The sequence below is a fragment of the Clavibacter zhangzhiyongii genome, from assembly GCF_014775655.1.
GTDB classification, from domain to species: domain Bacteria; phylum Actinomycetota; class Actinomycetes; order Actinomycetales; family Microbacteriaceae; genus Clavibacter; species Clavibacter zhangzhiyongii.
On the sequence record NZ_CP061274.1, the window covers coordinates 555,273 to 571,168 of the forward strand.

The 15,896-nt window shown below is 75.6% G+C and carries 17 protein-coding genes; 7 read left to right on the forward strand and 10 right to left on the reverse strand.

Annotated elements, in window-relative coordinates; genetic code table 11:
• Window positions 1-58: 58 nt before the first annotated feature.
• From H9X71_RS02800 to H9X71_RS02820, 5 genes are read right to left on the reverse strand one after another with little or no spacing between them, the layout of a single operon-like run.
• On the reverse strand, window positions 59-898 hold the full coding sequence (locus H9X71_RS02800; protein WP_191148224.1) for an MBL fold metallo-hydrolase: 840 nt from the start codon (window positions 896-898) through the stop codon (window positions 59-61).
• Complete coding sequence (locus H9X71_RS02805; protein WP_191148225.1) at window positions 895-2,115, reverse strand: ABC transporter ATP-binding protein; 1,221 nt, start codon at window positions 2,113-2,115, stop codon at window positions 895-897. Before H9X71_RS02805 ends, H9X71_RS02800 begins: the two co-directional genes overlap by 4 nt.
• A complete protein-coding gene (locus H9X71_RS02810) occupies window positions 2,112-2,909 on the reverse strand; it encodes an ABC transporter permease (protein ID WP_191148226.1) in 798 nt (265 codons plus the stop codon). The genes H9X71_RS02805 and H9X71_RS02810 overlap by 4 nt, the downstream gene beginning before the upstream one ends.
• The gene (locus H9X71_RS02815) at window positions 2,906-3,868 is read right to left on the reverse strand and encodes an ABC transporter permease (RefSeq protein ID WP_191148227.1); all 963 of its coding nucleotides are present in this window, start codon (window positions 3,866-3,868) and stop codon (window positions 2,906-2,908) included. The genes H9X71_RS02810 and H9X71_RS02815 overlap by 4 nt, the downstream gene beginning before the upstream one ends.
• 3 nt (window positions 3,869-3,871) lie before the next feature.
• Window positions 3,872-4,936, reverse strand: coding sequence for an extracellular solute-binding protein (locus H9X71_RS02820; RefSeq protein WP_191148228.1), 1,065 nt, complete (start codon window positions 4,934-4,936; stop codon window positions 3,872-3,874).
• A gap of 156 nt (window positions 4,937-5,092) precedes the next feature.
• On the opposite strand from H9X71_RS02820, the gene H9X71_RS02825 reads away from it, so the two are divergent.
• Window positions 5,093-6,133 carry a LacI family DNA-binding transcriptional regulator gene (locus H9X71_RS02825; RefSeq protein WP_191148229.1) on the forward strand — a complete coding sequence of 347 codons (1,041 nt, stop codon included), beginning with the start codon at window positions 5,093-5,095 and terminating at the stop codon, window positions 6,131-6,133.
• Here the strand turns inward: H9X71_RS02825 and H9X71_RS02830 are convergent.
• From H9X71_RS02830 to H9X71_RS02840, 3 genes are read right to left on the reverse strand one after another with little or no spacing between them, the layout of a single operon-like run.
• A complete protein-coding gene (locus tag H9X71_RS02830; RefSeq protein WP_191148230.1) occupies window positions 6,130-7,014 on the reverse strand; it encodes an NAD-dependent epimerase/dehydratase family protein in 885 nt (294 codons plus the stop codon). The genes H9X71_RS02825 and H9X71_RS02830 overlap by 4 nt on opposite strands.
• Window positions 7,011-7,424 (reverse strand): hypothetical protein, encoded by a 414-nt coding sequence (locus H9X71_RS02835; protein WP_191148231.1) that lies wholly within the window; start codon window positions 7,422-7,424, stop codon window positions 7,011-7,013. The genes H9X71_RS02830 and H9X71_RS02835 overlap by 4 nt, the downstream gene beginning before the upstream one ends.
• Window positions 7,421-8,656: a benzoate/H(+) symporter BenE family transporter gene (locus H9X71_RS02840; RefSeq protein ID WP_191148232.1), complete on the reverse strand. Its 1,236-nt coding sequence runs from the start codon at window positions 8,654-8,656 to the stop codon at window positions 7,421-7,423. Before H9X71_RS02840 ends, H9X71_RS02835 begins: the two co-directional genes overlap by 4 nt.
• A 103-nt stretch (window positions 8,657-8,759) precedes the next feature.
• On the opposite strand from H9X71_RS02840, the gene H9X71_RS02845 reads away from it, so the two are divergent.
• From H9X71_RS02845 to H9X71_RS02870, 6 genes are all read left to right on the forward strand, one after another.
• On the forward strand, window positions 8,760-10,175 hold the full coding sequence (locus H9X71_RS02845; RefSeq protein WP_244961736.1) for a M23 family metallopeptidase: 1,416 nt from the start codon (window positions 8,760-8,762) through the stop codon (window positions 10,173-10,175).
• 43 nt (window positions 10,176-10,218) lie between these two features.
• Window positions 10,219-10,953, forward strand: a complete 735-nt coding sequence (locus tag H9X71_RS02850) for an SGNH/GDSL hydrolase family protein (protein WP_191148233.1) — start codon at window positions 10,219-10,221, stop codon at window positions 10,951-10,953.
• A 163-nt stretch (window positions 10,954-11,116) separates the two neighbouring features.
• A complete protein-coding gene (locus H9X71_RS02855; protein WP_094126376.1) occupies window positions 11,117-11,572 on the forward strand; it encodes an SRPBCC family protein in 456 nt (151 codons plus the stop codon).
• Between the two features lie 2 nt (window positions 11,573-11,574).
• Window positions 11,575-11,811: a hypothetical protein gene (locus H9X71_RS02860; RefSeq protein WP_191148234.1), complete on the forward strand. Its 237-nt coding sequence runs from the start codon at window positions 11,575-11,577 to the stop codon at window positions 11,809-11,811.
• Between the two features lie 133 nt (window positions 11,812-11,944).
• Window positions 11,945-12,679, forward strand: coding sequence for an RDD family protein (locus H9X71_RS02865; protein WP_191148235.1), 735 nt, complete (start codon window positions 11,945-11,947; stop codon window positions 12,677-12,679).
• A 202-nt stretch (window positions 12,680-12,881) separates the two neighbouring features.
• A complete protein-coding gene (locus tag H9X71_RS02870; protein WP_191148236.1) occupies window positions 12,882-13,955 on the forward strand; it encodes an alkene reductase in 1,074 nt (357 codons plus the stop codon).
• A 49-nt stretch (window positions 13,956-14,004) separates the two neighbouring features.
• On the opposite strand, the gene H9X71_RS02875 is transcribed toward H9X71_RS02870, so the two are convergent.
• Together H9X71_RS02875 and H9X71_RS02880 are read right to left on the reverse strand one after the other, a co-directional pair.
• Window positions 14,005-14,691 (reverse strand): response regulator, encoded by a 687-nt coding sequence (locus H9X71_RS02875; protein ID WP_191148237.1) that lies wholly within the window; start codon window positions 14,689-14,691, stop codon window positions 14,005-14,007.
• The gene (locus tag H9X71_RS02880) at window positions 14,679-15,881 is read right to left on the reverse strand and encodes a sensor histidine kinase (protein WP_191148238.1); all 1,203 of its coding nucleotides are present in this window, start codon (window positions 15,879-15,881) and stop codon (window positions 14,679-14,681) included. Before H9X71_RS02880 ends, H9X71_RS02875 begins: the two co-directional genes overlap by 13 nt.
• Window positions 15,882-15,896: the final 15 nt, after the last annotated feature.

Here is a 15,896-nt window from a genome sequence, read left to right on the forward strand (position 1 = left end):
CGTACCGACGCGGGGGACGGGCGACCGCGCGGCCTGGCCCGGCTCCCCGTCCCCGCGCTCAGTCGACCGCGGCCCGCTCCGCCGCCCGGGCCCGCCGCTCGAGCGGGAAGCGCGCGCCCGGGCGGGCGAGCAGCGTCGCGACGGCGGGGCCGGCGGCCTCCGCGGCGTCCGCGAGGATCCGCGGGGCGAGCGCCGGGTCCGCGATGTGGCTGACGAGCAGCGTGTCGACCCGGGATCCCGCGGCCACCGCACCCGCGCCCGCACCGGTGAGGTGCCCGTGGCCCTCCAGCTCCTGCGGCGTGGCCGTGAGGTAGGTCGCCTCGCAGACGAACAGGTCGGCCTCGTGCGCGGCGGCGCGGAGTCCGGGGCAGTCGGAGGTGTCGCTCGAGAAGGCGATCGTCGCGCCCGTCTCGAGGTCCTCGAAGCGCAGCGACGCGCTCGGCACCGCGTGGTGGGCGGCGAAGGCGGTGAGGCGGAGGCCCGGAGCGACCTCGAACGGGGTCGGCGTCGCGAGGTCGAGCCCGCGCACGTCGAAGGCCTGCGCGAGCGGGGCCTGCAGCGTCGGCACGGTCGGGATCCCGATCAGCTCGTCGAAGGACTCCACGTAGTCGAGGCTCTCGGCGGGCAGGTACAGGGGCACGCGCCGCTCGCGCGGCCGCGGGAACTGCAGCCGGAACGCGAGCGCCCCGAGGTCGAGCGCGTGGTCGGCGTGCCGGTGCGTGACGACCACCGCGACGAGGTCGTCGAGGGCGCCCCGCTCCGCGAGCTCGCGCACGATGCCGGGGCCGCAGTCGACCAGCACCGAGCCGCGCGGGCCGCGCAGCAGGTAGCCGCTGGCGGCGGATCCGGCGACGGGCGCGGTCGCCGCGACGCCGAGGATGTCGAGGGTCCAGGTCATGCGCGTCGTCCTCCCGTGCGGGTGCGGCCGCGGCGCGGGGCGTCCGGGCCGGGGTCCGGGGCCGCCGGATCGGGACCGGGATCGGGATCCGGGTCGGGGGAGGCGTGCACGGTGGTGCCCGGCGCATCGAGGCGCAGGTGCACGGCGTGGCCCGGCAGGTGCGGGGCGGCGGTCGAGGCGGTGAGCTCGGTGCCGTCGACCGCGCTGGATCCGTCGCCCACGAGCCGCAGCCGGAGCGACCAGCTGGACCCGCGCGGCTCGACGTCCACGACCACGGCGGGACGGGATCCGGCGACCGGCCGCTCGTGCAGGCTCGCGCCGCCGACCGGGCGGACCACCGCGAAGCACGGCCCGTCGACCGGCGCGGCGCCGTCGGCGAGGAAGGGCGCGAGCGGCATGCGCCAGCCCTCCGCGACGACGAGCTCGCCGTCGGCCGCGAGGGCGGGCAGGGCCGCGGCGCCCGCGACGAACTCGGCGACGAACGGATCCGCGGGCCGGCTCCACACGCCCTCGACGGTGTCGCGCTGGATGAGCCGCCCGTCGCGCATCACCGCGACCTCGTCGGCCAGCGCGAGCGCCTCGGCCTGGTCGTGGGTGACGATGATCGTGCAGCAGTCGGCCTCGGCGAGCAGGCGCCGGAGGTCGCGCCGCATGCCGTCGCGCAGCTGCGGGTCGAGTGCGGAGAGCGGCTCGTCGAGGAGCAGCACGCGGGGCCGGATCGCGAGGGCCCGGGCGAGCGCGACGCGCTGGCGCTGGCCGCCGGAGAGCTGGGCGGGGGAGCGGTCGGCGTAGGCGGTCATGCGCGTGAGCTCGAGCGCGTGGTCCACCCGCTCGTCCCGCTCGGCGCGGGGCACCCGCTGCGCGCGGAGGCCGTACGCCACGTTGTCGCGGACGCTCAGGTGCGGGAACAGCGCGTACGACTGCGGCACGTAGCCGATGCGGCGGCGCTCGGCGCGGAGGCGGGTGGCGTCGTCGCCGTCGAGGTGGAGGGATCCGCTCGACGGCGTGAGGAGGCCCGCGATGAGGCGCAGCAGCGTCGACTTGCCGCAGCCGCTCGGGCCGACGAGCGCGAGCACGCGGCCGGGCGCGACCTCGAGGCTCACGTCGGCGACGGCCTGGGTGGATCCGTAGCGGTGGCCGATCCCCTCCAACCGCAGGGCGGGGACGGGTGCGGCCGCGGCGGTCGCGGGGGCGGCCGGGGCGTCGATGACGGTCATGCGTTCTCCTTCCGGGAGAGGGCGTTGCGCGCCAGCAGGGCCGCGGCGACGGCGGCGGGCACGAGGGCCACGCCGAAGAGCAGGGATCCCGCGGCGCCGAGCTCGAGCCGCTGGGTCGTGAAGGCGGAGTAGAGCGCGAACGGCGCGGTCTGGTTCGCGGGCGGCACCACGAAGAAGCTGAGGTTGAACTCGCCGATGGACAGCGCCGCCGCCATGAGGAGCGCGGCCGCGAGCGGGAGGCGGATCGCCGGCAGCGTGATCGTGACCAGCCGCCGCACAGGCCCCGCGCCGAGGGTCGCGGCCACGCGCTCCGCCTCCACGAGCTCCGGCGCCGCGAGCGACGGCACGAGCCCCGCGACGAGGAACGGCAGCGCGATGAGCAGCTGGCCCACCACGAGGAGAGCGCCGCTCGAGCGCAGCCCGGGATCCGACGCCGCGAGCGCGAGGCCGAGCGCGACGCCCGGCACCGCGAGCGGGAGCATCGTGATCTGCCGCACGACCGCCCCGCCCGGCACCAGCCGGCGGGCGAGCGCGTGGCAGAGCGGCAGCACGACGACGAGCGCGAGCACGAGCACGACCGCGGTCACCGCGAGCGTCGGGCCGACGCGCGGGCGCAGCAGCTCCCACGCCATCGCGTACCAGTCGGCGGTGATCCCGCCGACGAGCGGCCCGCGGGACGCGTCGGGCGAGATCGAGACGACGACGGTGCCGAGGATGGGGATGAGCACGAACGCGACGCACAGCGCGAGGGCGGCGGGGCCGACCCGGTCGCGGTGCCCGGGGCGGCGGCTCACCGGATCCCCCGGCCGGCCGCGACGGGCGCGGCGGCGGCGACCGGCGCGACGGAGGCGACCGATGCGACCAGCGCATCCGACGCGCCGCCGGAGCGCCCGACGCGCCCGCTCCGCCCGTCGACGATCCGCGCACCGACCGCGCACAGCACGAGCGACAGCACCGCGAGCAGCGCGAGCACCACGGAGAGCGCGGCCGCGAGGCCCTGGTCGCCCTGGTTGTAGAGGGCGTCCGCCACGTCGAGCGGCAGCACGCGGATCCCCTCGGACAGCGTCGCGGCGGTGCCGTACGCCCCGAGCGAGGTCGCCATGCAGACCCCGGCCGCGGCGAGCAGCGGGCCGCGCAGCAGCGGCATGGTCACCGACCAGGCGACGCGGGCGGGGAACGCGCCGAGCGACGCGGCGACGGCCGTGAGCTCGGGGTCGAGCCCCGACGCGGCGCCGCGCAGCGTGCCGATCACGCGCGGGATGCAGAAGTAGACGTACGCCGCCGCGAGCCCGCCGGCCGTGTAGGCCCAGCGCCCGCCGGGATCGCCCGTGACCGCCTCGATCGCCTGCGACAGCAGCCCGTTGCGGCCGAGCATCACGATGACGAAGAAGCCGATGACGATGCCCGGGAACGCGAGGGGGAAGACGAGCACGGCGTCCACGAGCGCGGACGTGCGCGGCCCGGAGCGGGCGAGCGTGATGGCGGCGGGCGTGCAGATCGCGAGCGTCACGAGCGTGACGCCGGCGGACAGCAGCACCGTGGTGACGAGCGAGGCGCGGAGCCGGTCGTCGGTCACGAGCGCCGCGTAGTTGTCGAGCGTGAGCCCGCCCTCGCGCACCCCGAGGACCGTGCGGTGCAGCGAGTCGATCACGAGACCCGCGAGGGGCCGCAGCAGGAACCAGACGAGGAGCGCGAGGGCGGGGAGGGCGACGACGAGGCCGCCCCAGCCGACCCGGAGGGGTCGCGTGGGCACGGTCTAGCGGACCTCCGCCTGGTACCGCGTGACGAAGCCGGCCTGCGCGTCCGCGAGGGCGGCGTAGTCCACGACCTCGGCGCGCGCGAAGTCCTCCGCGCTCTCCACCTTGTCGGCGATCTCCGCGGGCACCTCGCCCGAGATCGGCCGCACGTAGCCGCCGGCGAGCGTCGACTGGCCCTCCTCCGAGAGCAGGTAGTCGAGCCACTCCTTCGCGAGCTCCGGGTGCGGTGCGCCCTTCACGAGCGCGGCGACGTACGGCACCTGGAGGGAGCCCTCGGCGGGGATCACGACGTCGAGCGGGGCGCCGTCGTTGTACTTCGCCGCGTAGCCGTTGAAGTCGGCGTCGATGAGGATCGGGATCTCGCCCTGCACGACCTTGGCCGTGGCGGTCTGCGCGGGCGTGACCGCGCCGTTCGCCTTGAGCTGCTTGAGGTAGTCGATGCCGGGGCCGAAGTCGTCGACCGACCCGCCCATCGCCAGGTTGACGGCGGCGGCGACCGAGTAGCCGACGGCGGCCTGGGACGGGTCGAGGTACCCGGTCAGCCCCGTGTACTCGGGCTTCAGCAGATCCGCCCAGCTGGTGGGGCAGGGGAGGTCGCCGAGCGCCTCGGTGTTGCAGATGAACGCGATGGCGCCCGTGTGCACGGCGAACCAGCGGCCGTCGGGGTCCTTGAGGCCGTCGGGGATGGCGTCGAAGCCGGCCGGCTCGTAGGGCTCGGTCACGCCGGCCTCGACGGCCTTGGGCCCGAACGCGATGCCGAGGTACACGGCGTCGGCCTGGGGCGCGGCCTGCTCCGCCACGAGCGCGGCGAGCGCCTGGCCGGAGTTCTTGGTGTCGCTGGGCGCGGCGACCGACTGCGCGGAGCCGAACTGCGTCAGCAGCGCGCCGAAGTTGGCGAAGGAGGTGGGGGAGTTGTAGGTGATGAGCGTGCCGGCCGAGGTGTCGCCGGAGCCCGCGGCAGCGGTGGATCCGGTGCCGGTGCTGGCCGACGTGCAGCCGGCCAGGGTGAGCGCGGCGACGGCGGCGAGGGCCGTGGCGGCGACGCGGGTGCGGAGCAGGGACATGCGGGTGGGCCTTTCGTCGGGGATGACTAAAACGTTAAAGTCGGAGAGCGGCCCGCTCCGGTCCGCGACGTGAACGCCGGCTGAACGCCTGCGGTCGAACCGTTCCCGGGCCCGGCCCCGGCCGACGCGGAGGCCCCCGGACGATAGGAATGACGGATGACCCGCGACCCCGCCCCGCGCCGCCGGGTCTCGCTCACCGACGTCGCCCGCGAGGCCGGCGTCTCGGCGACCGCGGCGAGCTTCGCGCTCAACGGTCGCTCGGGCGTCGGCGAGGTCGTCCGGGCGCGCGTGAAGGAGGCGGCCGCGCGGCTCGGCTACGTGCCGTCCACCTCGGCGGTCGCGCTGCGCACCGGCCGCTCCGGGGCGGTCGGCCTCCTCATCCGCAACATGCGGAACCCCTTCTTCCTCGACGTCATCGACGGGTTCGACGCCACGTGCGCGGCGGCCGGGCTCGGCGTCGTCATCGGATCCGCCGACTACTCGCCCGCGCGCGAGGCCGAGCTCGTCGCCACCTTCGCGGCCCGCGGCGTCGACGGGCTGGCGCTCGCGCCCATCGGCGGGGGGAGCGCGGCGGCCGACTGGGACGGTTCCACCGGCAAGCCCGTCGTGCTCATCAACGGCGCCCGCCACGCCCCCGGGATCGACGCGAGCCGCGTGCACGTCGACGGCGAGGCGGCGGTGGCGCAGGCCATGGCGCACCTGGCGGACCTCGGCCACCGGCGCATCGCCATCGTCGCCGCGCCCCGCGACCGCAGCGCGGACGACGAGCGCGTGGCGGCCTTCCACCGGATCTGCGCCGAGCGCGGCATCGCCCCACGCGTGGTCGAGACGGCCATGCAGCACGACGCCGCCGTGCGGGCGCTCACGCGCGCGCTCGCCGAGCCCGCGGCCACGCGCCCCACCGCCATCGTCACGAGCAGCGACTACCTCGCCACCGCCGTCTACCAGGCCGCCGAGGCGGTCGGGCTCCGGATCGGCGTCGACGTGAGCGTCGTCGGCCACGACGACCTCGGCACGAGCCGCTTCCTCGCGCCGGCGCTCACGACGATCGCGGTCGACCGCGCCGCGCTCGGCGCCGCGGCCGCGCGCCGCCTCATCGAGCGGCTCGACGGCGGCGCGTCCGGCACCACGGTCGTGCCGACCTCGCTCGTGTCCCGCGCGTCGACCGGGCCCGCGCCCGCCGGCGGATCCGCCTAGCGGGGCAGCGCGTTCCCGTCGGCGTCGAGGTGGTCGCGCCAGCTGCGCTTCGGCTCCCAGCCGAGCAGGCGCCGGGCCTTCGCGGTGGAGATGCCCGAGGAGTCGACGCGCTCGATCGCCCGCAGCTCGATGGCGTCGCCGTAGTGCCGGTGCAGCTCGGCGGCGAAGTCGTGCCCGCCCGCGTTGTCGGCGGCCGCGATGTAGAAGACCTCGTGGCCGGGCAGGTCGGAGGCGACCGACAGCACGATGGCGTCGGCCAGGTCGTCCGCGTCGATGTAGCTCCAGAGGTTCGCCGTGAGCACGCTCGCGTCGCGCACCTGCTTGCCGAGGTTCGACGCGTAGTTGTCCTCGTTGTGCACGGTGCTCGGGCGGAGCGAGATCACGCGGATGTCGGAGCGGCGCACGGCCGCGTCCATCAGCTGCTCGCCGAAGGCCTTGGAGAGCGCGTACGGATCCTGCGGGTGCAGCGGGTGCTCCTCGTCCACGGGCGCGTAGTCCGGAAGGAACGGCCGCTCGGGGAAGAAGTTGCCGACGATGCTCTCGCTCGAGATGTTGACGAACCGCGGCACCCCGAAGCGCACGGCGGCCTCGATGAGGTGGAACGTCGACATGAGGTTCGTCTGCAGCACCACGTGGGCCGGGTTGCCGGTCGGCTGCGGGATCGCGGCGACGTGGACGACCGCGTCCATGCCGGCGACGACCGCGAACGCGGCGCCCTGGTCGGTGAGGTCGGCCATCACGTAGCGGCCGGGCACCACGACGCCGGCGTCGAAGACGGGGCGCACGAGGTCGACGCCCGTGACGTCGTGCCCGGCGGCGACGAGCGCCTCCACGGCGGCGCGGCCGACCTTGCCGCGGGATCCGGTGACGAGGACCTTCATGCGCCCGCTCCTGCCTGGCCCTCGGGGGCCTTCATGACGACGGGGACGAAGGGGTCGTCCTCCAGCCGCTCCGCGAACCACCCCTCGCCCACGAAGCCCTCCGACCACAGCTTCAGCGGGGTCGCGACGGTGGGCGTGAACAGCTCCCACCGGGTCCAGAGGCGCGCCTCCTCGGTCATCATGCGGCCGACCTCGCGGGTCCAGCGGACGACGACGTGGTCGGCGGGCAGCAGGCGCTCGAACGCGGCCTGCGCCTCGGCCAGGCGGGCGGACCTCGTGCCGTCGCCCGACACCTGCTCGGCGCTCAGCGCGAGCACCAGGGTCCAGGTCGTGCTCTGCAGCTCGGTGTCGCGCGGCGCGGCGACGTCGGCGTCGGCTCCGGGCGATGCGGGGGTGGTGTCGTGGCTCATGCGGCGTCGCGCTCCTCGTGTCGATCGAGTCTGTCACGCGGGGTCGCCCGCGTCCGGAGCGCGAGGTGCACGAGCACGCCCGCCACGAGCGCGCAGAACGCCGCGCCCAGGCCGCCGACGGTGATGCCCGACGCGGCGACCACGAACGTCGCGACCGCGGGCAGGTGGGCGCCCGGATCCCGCACCGCCGACGCGAGGCTCGCCGCGAGCGACGGGACGAGCGCGAGCCCGGCCGCCGCGGCGACGACGCCCGCGGGACCCGCCACGATCACGGCCGCGAGAGCCGCGGACGCGAGGCCCAGCACGAGGTTCGTCCAGCCCGCCGTGCTCGCCGCGCGCCATCGCTCGGCGGGATCCGGGTGCGCGGAGGGCGACGCCGAGAGCGCGGCCGACAGGGCCGCCAGGTTCACGGCGTGGCCGCCGAACGGCGCGCTCACGAGCGTCGCCGCCGCGGTCGTCGCCATCGCGGCCTTCCACGGCGTCTCGTACCCGAAGGACCCGAGCACCGCGACGCCCGGCAGGTTCTGGGACGCCATGGTCACGATGAAGAGGGGGATCCCGAGCGCCACGGCCGCCGCGAGCGTGAAGACGGGCGCCGTCGGCTCGATGCGCGGGAGCAGGTGCGCGAGGTCGAGCGACGACCCCGGCGCGGGCCCCGAGACGGCGAGCGAGACGCCGACGACCACGAGCGCGGCGGCGAGCGCGGTCGGGGCCGCCCAGCGCGGGGCCCAGCGGGCGGCGGCGAGCCAGGCGAGGATCACCGGCAGCACGACGAGCGGAGCGCGCACGGCCGCCGTCGCGGTCGCGACGCAGAGGGGGAGGAGCACACCGGCGAGCATCGCGGCGGCCACGCTCGCGGGGATCAGCCGCACGAGCCGCCCGAGCAGCGGCCAGAGCGCGGTCGCGAGCACGAGGATCCCGCAGACGACGAAGGCGCCGACGGCCGCGGCCCAACCGCCCTCGACGGCGCCCGATCCGATGAGGAGCGCGGCCCCGGGCGTCGACCAGGAGAGCGTGATGGGACGGCGGAAGCGGTGCGCGAGGAGGACCGTGCCGAGCCCCTGCGTGATGCAGAGCGCGAGCAGCCCCGACGCGGCCTGCGACGGAGAGGCCCCGACGGCGGTGAGCCCGGTCAGCACGACCGCCGAGGTGCCGGCGAACCCGACCACCGCGGTGACGATCCCGGCCCCGCGCGCCTGCGCCCGGCCCCCGCGCGCCTCGTTGCCCGTCATGCGCGCTCCCGACCGGACGCCGGTCGTCCTGCCGCCCGATCCTAGGGTCCGGTCGCCACCGGCCCCGGCCGGCGAGCGGATTTCCTCACGCGCGGAAACAAAAGTGGATGATGATGTCGGTGACCATTTCGGTTACCGTCGAGAGGACCGCGCTCCACCGACGTCGACGAGGCCCGCCATCTCCCGCATCGCCCGCACCTCCCGCTGCGCCCCCGGGCGCCCGCGGAACGCCTCCGTCGCGCGCCTCCGGGTCGCCGCCGCGCTCGCCGCGTCCGGCCTCCTGCTCGGCCTCGGCGTCCCCTCCGCGCAGGCCGCGGAGGAGTACCCGACGTGGTCCGAGGTGCAGGCCGCGCGCTCGAGCGAGCGGGCCACCGCCGACCAGGTCACGCGGATCACCTCCCTCATCTCCGGCCTGTCCGCCGAGGTCGAGGCGGCCACCGCCCTCGCCCTGCAGCGCGCCGACGAGCACGCGGCCGCGGTCGACGCGCTCGACGAGGCCACCGGGAAGCTCGAGGCCCTCGAGTCCAAGGCGGCCAAAGCCCAGACCGAGGCGGACGACGCCAAGCGCCAGGTCGGCCAGCTCGTCGCGCAGCTCGCGCGCAGCGGCGGCGGCAGCGACGTCTCCCTGCGCCTGTTCACGAGCGGCGGCGAGGACGCCGACGTCCTCCTCTCCCGCATGGGCACCGCCACCAAGCTCGCCGACCGCCAGGACACCGCCTTCACCGCCGCCGTCACGTCGGCCCGCACCGCCGAGTCGCTCGGCAAGCAGGCGACCGTCGCGAAGGAGGCGCTCGCCGGGCTCGCGGCCGAGGCCGAGGCCAAGCTGCAGGAGGCGTCCGCCGCGCAGGCCCGCGCGGACCAGGCGCTCGCCGAGCAGGAGGCCCGCAGCTCCGAGCTCCAGGCGCAGCTCACCACGCTCCGCGACTCGCGCATCTCCGTCGAGGAGGGCTTCGCGATCGGCGAGCGGAAGCGCCAGGAGGAGGCGGCCGCCGAGGCCCGCCGCCAGGCCGAGGCCCGCGCCGCGGCCGCTGCCGCCGCGGCCGCCGCGAACGCCGCCGCCCGTCCGCCGGCCAACGCGCCGCGCCCGCCGGCCTCCGGCGGCCAGCCCTCGTCCTCCGGCTGGACCATGCCGATCCGGAGCTACGGCTCGTACCAGTCCTACGGCATGCGCCTGCACCCCATCGCGAAGGTCTGGCGCCTGCACGCGGGCGACGACTTCGGCGCGGGCTGCGGCACGCCCATCTACGCGACCGCCTCCGGCACCGTGCAGTTCGCGGGCGGATCCAGCGGGTTCGGCAACGCCATCACGCTCAACCACGGCGGCGGCGTCACGAGCGTCTACGGCCACATGTACTCGTACGGCGTGATGGTCCGCACGGGCCAGACCGTGCAGGCGGGCCAGCAGATCGGCGCCGTCGGCAACGCGGGGTACAGCACCGGCTGCCACCTCCACTTCGAGATCCGGCAGGGCGGCGTCGCCACCTCGCCCATGCCGTTCCTCCGCAACCGCGGCGCCTGACCGGGAGTACGCTGGACGCGTCCGAGACCGGGGGGTGCGGCGCATGACCGGAGCCATCAGGCGCGTCCTGCACGTCGTCGCCCGGCCGGCCATCTTCGTGCAGTACCTGGCCCTCCGCGCCGGTCTGTCCAGCGAGGTGTTCCCCCGCGACGCGGGGTCCGGCGTCGTCCCCGGCGACTCGCCGCACCGCGTGCTCGTCATCGGCGAGGCCACGGCCGTCGGGTTCGGCGTGCTGTCGCACGAGCTCGGGATGGCCGGCCACTTCTCCCGGCAGCTGGCCCGCCGCACGGGCCGCGGCGTCGAGTGGGCCACGCGCCCGTTCGCCGACCTCACGATCCACACCGCCGCGGGCACCGTCCGCGACCGCGCGCTGCTCGAGGGCGTCGACGTCGTGCTGGTCATGGTGGGGGTGGGCGACAGCATCCGCCTCACGCCGCAGCGCACCTGGCGCCGCCTCATGTGCGCGGCCATCGACGACCTGAGCCGCGGGCTGCCGGAGGGCGCCCACGTGCTCGTCGCCGAGGTCCCGCCGCTCCGCGAGAGCACGGGCGTGCCCGTCGCCTGGCGTCCGGTCGCCGCCCGGCATGCGCGCCTGCTCAACCGCGTGACCGCGGAGATCGTCGCCTCCCGGCACGAGGCGCTGTGCGTCCCGTTCCCGCCCGAGAGCGTCATCGACATCGGCGACCCGGACGCGGCGCAGGCGTCGCGCGTCTACGCGGCGTGGTCGCGCGCGTTCGTCGAGCGGATGCTCGGACCCGCGGGAACCGCCGAGGCGTGACCTGCGGTTGAACGTTCCCTGTGCATTCCTCGGGTGCGGGATACGCGCCGCGGGCCGGGCGTAGCGTCGGACACGTGCCCGCTGCGGTGTCCTCACCGCGGCTCGAGCTCTCGGGTCGCACGACGATCCGATCCCACGCACCGAATCCGAACGAGGAGAAGCAATGCCCCAGGTAATCGAGACCGTCGACGTCAACGTCCCCGTCAGCACCGCCTACAACCAGTGGACCCAGTTCGAGTCGTTCCCGAACTTCCTCAGCTACGTCGAGTCGATCACGCAGGTCACCGACACGCTCACCGAGTGGAAGGTCAAGATCGGCGGCGTCGAGCGCACCTTCGAGGCGAACATCACCGAGCAGCACCCCGACGAGCGCGTCGCCTGGAACTCGACCGGCGGCGACGAGGACCACGCGGGCGTCGTCACGTTCCACAAGCTGAGCGACACCGAGACGCGCGTCACCGTGCAGCTCGACTGGGCCGCCAAGGGCCTCGTGGAGAAGGTCGGCGCGGCGATCGGCGTCGACGACCACGTCATCAAGGGCGACCTCAAGAACTTCAAGGAGTTCATCGAGAAGCGCGGCACCGAAGAGGGCGCCTGGCGCGGGGACGTCCAGGCCTGATCATGCAGACCGACGAGATCCGCTGGAACCAGGAGGCGCGCGACAAGATCCTCACGGACAGCGACCGCGTGCTCCAGGAGGCCGTGCAGAACGCGGCCAAGGAGCTGAAGGGGGAGGACTGGGAGACCGTGTACCAGAGCCTCTTCGAGCAGCTCAAGGGCCGGTTCATCGACTTCGAGCCCGGGCCGGACCTCCGCAAGTACGCCGAGGCCGTCTCCCGCGGGGAGATCGAGGGCTGACGCGAGCGTCACCAGCAGCACCGGGAGGGCCCGGCATCCGCGAGGGTGCCGGGCCCTCCCCGCGCCTCCCGTTCCTCACCTGCTGGATAACCTGGATCCGCGCCGCGGGGGCGCAGCGACCAGGGGAGACGCGATGAGCGACGCGCACGACGACCGACGGCCCGATGCGGGGCAGGGGCAGCCGAGCCCCGATGACGCGCACCCGGCCGGATCCTTCCCCGGCGCCGCGTATCCCGGCGGCCCGTACCCGGCCGGCCCCTACGCGCCCCTGCACCCCGGCGCGGTCCCGCCGCCCGGCTACGGCATGGTGCTCGTGCCGCACGCCCTCCGCCCCCTGCCGGAGCACATCGACCCGGGCTGGCGGCTCGCCGGCGTCGGGCGGCGCGCAGCCGGGCGGATCCTCGACCAGATGGTCTTCGGCCTCGTCGGCGGCCTGTCCGCGGGCGCGTTCATCGTCCCGCTCCAGGGGATCGCGCAGCAGCGGATCGCGGACATGCAGCTGTTCGGCCAGGCGGCCGAGGACATGGTCGACTCCTACTTCGGCGCCGCCATGCTCGGCTTCCTCATCAGCATGGTCAGCTACCTGCTCATCGCGACGTGGTGGCTCGGCTGGAAGGGCTCGACCCCCGGCAAGGCCATGGTCGGGATCCGCGTGCAGCGCTTCTCGGAGCCCGGCACGCTCGGCTTCGGCCGCGCGCTCCTCCGCGGTGTGGTCCAGAACGCGTTCGCGCTCGGCTGGCTCTTCACCGTCTGGCTGCCGTACGCGTCCGTCGGCTGGGACTCGCGGCACCTCCTCCGCGGCTGGCACGACCTGGCCGCGGACGACGTCGTGCTGGCCCGCCGCGTCGACGTGCCCGCCTCCTACTGAGCGGGCGCGACGCCCGTCCCCGGCGCGCCCGGGCCGCGGCGAGCCTGACGAGGCCCTGGGAGAAGCGGGGCCGGAGGAATGGGCGCGCCGGGTGCCCGGGTTGTGCGAGGGCGGTCCTCCGGGCCGCTGGCCGTCCCGCCCTCCCCGTCGCGCGCTCGCGTCGCGGTGCGCGCCGGCCACACGCGAGACGAAGGATCCCTACGTGAAGCTGTTCTCCCCCGTCGCCCTCGGCGCCCTCGAGCTCCCCAACCGCATCGCCATGGCGCCCCTCACCCGCATGCGCGCCGACGAGCAGGGCGTCCCCGGCGACCTCATCGTCGAGCACTACCGCCAGCGCGCGTCCACCGGCCTCATCGTCACCGAGGGCGTGTTCACCAGCGAGCGCAGCAAGGCGTACCCGGGACAGCCCGGCATCGTGACGGACGAGCAGATCGCCGGCTGGCGCCGGGTCACCGACGCCGTGCACGCCGCCGGCGGACGCATGGTGATGCAGCTCATGCACGGCGGGCGCGTCTCGCACGAGGAGATCACGGGCGGCCTGCCGCTGCTCGCGCCGAGCGCCATCGCGATCCAGGGCGAGGTGCACGTGCCCTCGGGCAAGGCGCCGTACCCGGTGCCGAGCGAGCCCACGACCGACGAGGTCCCGCTCATCGTCGACGAGCTCACGGTCGCCGCGCGCAACGCGATCGACGCCGGGTTCGACGGGGTCGAGATCCACTCGGCCAACGGCTACCTGCTGCACGAGTTCCTGTCGCCCGTCTCGAACGTCCGCACGGACGCGTACGGCGGATCGCCCGCGGCCCGCGCGAAGCTCGGCATCGACGTGTCGCACGCCGTCGCCCGCGAGATCGGCGCCGACCGCGTCGGCATCCGCATCTCGCCGTCGCACAACATCCAGGACGTCCTCGAGGAGGACCCGGACGAGACGCGCGCCACCTACGAGGCGCTGCTCTCCGGCATCGCGCCGCTCGGCATGGCCTACGTGAGCATCCTGCACGCGGAGCCCGCGGGCGAGCTCGTCCAGGGCCTCCGGAAGACGTTCGGCGGCCCGCTCATGATCAACAGCGGCTTCGGCGTCCAGACCGAGTACGACGAGGCCATCCAGCTCGTCGAGGACGGCACCGCCGACGTCGTCGCCGTGGGCCGCATGGTCATCGCGAACCCCGACCTCGTCGAGCGCTGGGAGTCCGGCGCCCCCACGAACGAGCCGAACCCGGCCACGTTCTACGGGCCGGGCGCGGAGGGCTACACCGACTACCCGGCGCTCGCGAGCTGATCCGCCGCACCGCCTGACCGGCTCCCGCCGGCACCGCCCGAGGCCGGGCTCACTCCGACGGAGCGAGCCCGGCCTCGTGCACGAGCACGGCGACCTGCACGCGGCCGTCCACGCCGAGCTTGTCGAGCACGTGCCCGACGTGCGTCTTGACCGTGGCCACGCCGAGGAACATCTCGCCCGCGATGCGCGCGTTCGACCATCCGCGCGCGACCGCCAGGGCCACCTCCTGCTCGCGCTCCGTCAGCGTCGCGAAGCGCGCCCGTTCCGCGGTGCGGTCGGCACGGTCGCGCCGGGCGGCCACGCCGATCACGGTGTCGAGCACCGAGGGCGACAGGATCGACCGGCCGGCCGCGGCCGTGCGCACCGCGTCCACGAGGTCGGCGGGTGGGGTGTCCTTGAGCAGGAACCCGCGGGCGCCGGCGCGCAGGGCGCCGAGCACGAGCTCGTCGGCGTCGAAGGTCGTGAGCACGATGACCGGCAGGTCGGGGCGCCGCGCGACCTCGCGCGCCGTCGCGGTCACGCCGTCGCAGACCGGCATCCGGATGTCCATGAGCACCACGTCGGGGTCGGCGCGGTCGATCACGGCGCCCGCCGCGAGCCCGTCCGCCGCCTCGCCCACCACCGCGAGGCCGGGATCCCCGCCGAGGAGCATGCGGAGGCCCGCGCGCACGAGCGCGTCGTCGTCGACGATGACGATGCGCACGGGTCCCGCGTCGGTCGGCGTCACGCGGTCCACGGGAGCTCCGCCTCGACCACGTGCGCGTCGTCCCGCACCGCGACCACGAGGGTGCCGTCCACCGAGCGGGCGCGCTCCGCGATGCCGGCCAGCCCGTGCCCGGGCGACGCGGGCCCGGGATCGCCCGCGGTCAGGGCGTTGCGCACGACGACGCGGAGGACGCCGCCCGGACGGCCGGCGATCGACACGTCGACGGGCGCTCCGGGCGCGTGCCGCCGCGCGTTCGTGAGGCACTCCTGGACGATCCGGTAGGCGTGCCGCGAGACGGAGGCGCCTAAGCGCGGGAGAGCGTCGCGGGTGCCGGGATCGAGCTCCAGGCGCACCTCGGTGCCCAGGGAGCCGGCGTCGTCGAGCAGCTCGGGGAGGTCGGCGAGCGTCGGCTGCGGGGGAGCGACGGCCGGGGATCCCGACGGATCCCGGAGCACGCCCAGCACCTCGCGCAGCTCGGTGAGCGCCGTGCGGGCGTTCTCGCGCACGATCGTCGCCGTCTGCCGCACCTCCGCCCCGTCGAGGTCGTCCCGGTACTCGAGGGCGCCCGCGTGCAGGGCGACGAGGGACAGCCGGTGCGCGAGCACGTCGTGCATCTCCCGGGCGATGCGCGTGCGCTCGTGGTCCGCCGCCTGCTCCAGGCGCAGCGCCTGCTCCTCCTCCGCCATGCGGGCCCGCTCCCGCAGCGACGCGAGCAGCTCGCGCCGGCCGCCGACGTACAGGCCGACGACGACGGGCAGGCCGACGCCGACGAGGAGCGCGATCGCGAGGAACGGGAGGTCGCCCTGCTCCAGCGGCAGGTGCGCGAGGCCCGCGAGCTCCCAGACCGGGATCGCGACGACCCACACGGCGACGACCAGGGCGATCTCCCGCGGGCGGCGGCGGGTCGAGACGGAGACCAGCGCGATCACGGCGGCGAGGATCGCGAGGCTCGACATCGCGGCGAGGACGCCGAGCGCGGCGGCGACGGCGACCGGCGCGTGCCGCCGGAGGGGCATCAGCGCGATCGCGAGGATCCCCGCGGCGACGTCGAGGAGCAGGAGCGCCTCGGTCCGCAGGCCGCTCGCGCCCGACCCGGCCAGGGTGTCGAGCGTGGCGCCGAGGGCGACCAGGCCGACGGCGAGGGAGGCGGCGACGAGGGCGGCCTCGCGGCCGATCGACCGGGCGAGGGCGCGCGGCGCGGGGGCGGTGGGGGAGGGCATGCCCCGACCCTACGG

What these genes read in the sequence shown, in the direction of transcription:
- H9X71_RS02800 (WP_191148224.1), bottom strand. Translation starts at nt 898, where the DNA reads ATGACCTGGACCCTCGACATCCTCGGCGTCGCGGCGACCGCGCCCGTC.
- H9X71_RS02805 (WP_191148225.1), bottom strand. Translation starts at nt 2,115, where the DNA reads ATGACCGTCATCGACGCCCCGGCCGCCCCCGCGACCGCCGCGGCCGCA.
- H9X71_RS02820 (WP_191148228.1), bottom strand. Translation starts at nt 4,936, where the DNA reads ATGTCCCTGCTCCGCACCCGCGTCGCCGCCACGGCCCTCGCCGCCGTC.
- H9X71_RS02825 (WP_191148229.1), top strand. Translation starts at nt 5,093, where the DNA reads ATGACCCGCGACCCCGCCCCGCGCCGCCGGGTCTCGCTCACCGACGTC.
- H9X71_RS02830 (WP_191148230.1), bottom strand. Translation starts at nt 7,014, where the DNA reads ATGAAGGTCCTCGTCACCGGATCCCGCGGCAAGGTCGGCCGCGCCGCC.
- H9X71_RS02835 (WP_191148231.1), bottom strand. Translation starts at nt 7,424, where the DNA reads ATGAGCCACGACACCACCCCCGCATCGCCCGGAGCCGACGCCGACGTC.
- H9X71_RS02840 (WP_191148232.1), bottom strand. Translation starts at nt 8,656, where the DNA reads ATGACGGGCAACGAGGCGCGCGGGGGCCGGGCGCAGGCGCGCGGGGCC.
- H9X71_RS02850 (WP_191148233.1), top strand. Translation starts at nt 10,219, where the DNA reads ATGACCGGAGCCATCAGGCGCGTCCTGCACGTCGTCGCCCGGCCGGCC.
- H9X71_RS02855 (WP_094126376.1), top strand. Translation starts at nt 11,117, where the DNA reads ATGCCCCAGGTAATCGAGACCGTCGACGTCAACGTCCCCGTCAGCACC.
- H9X71_RS02860 (WP_191148234.1), top strand. Translation starts at nt 11,575, where the DNA reads ATGCAGACCGACGAGATCCGCTGGAACCAGGAGGCGCGCGACAAGATC.
- H9X71_RS02865 (WP_191148235.1), top strand. Translation starts at nt 11,945, where the DNA reads ATGAGCGACGCGCACGACGACCGACGGCCCGATGCGGGGCAGGGGCAG.
- H9X71_RS02880 (WP_191148238.1), bottom strand. Translation starts at nt 15,881, where the DNA reads ATGCCCTCCCCCACCGCCCCCGCGCCGCGCGCCCTCGCCCGGTCGATC.